Below are 323 nucleotides of genomic sequence, written 5' to 3'. Positions count from 1 at the left end.
CTTCTCGCGGTGCACCGAGGCGCACCCGTTCCCGCCGCGGCCCGCGGCGACATGCACCGTGACGCGGTCGACGAAACTGGGGATAGCCATCGGTGTTCTCTACTTCCTGGAGGAGCCAACTACTACTACTGAGACAGCAAAAGGGAGGGTACGCGGTATTCCGCGACCCCCCCTTGGGCCGNNNCGCGGTATTCCGCGACCCGCCCTTGTGCAGAGCTTCGTGAACCGGGTGGCGGTGTTACTCCGCCGGGGCCGGGACGATGTTGACGACGCGGCGACCGCGCCGGGTGCCGAACTCCACGTGGCCCTCGGCCAGCGCGAAC

It is taken from the genome of Luedemannella flava (assembly GCF_039528515.1).
Taxonomy (GTDB): Bacteria; Actinomycetota; Actinomycetes; order Mycobacteriales; family Micromonosporaceae; genus Luedemannella; species Luedemannella flava.
Note: the sequence above shows the minus strand (reverse complement) of the source record.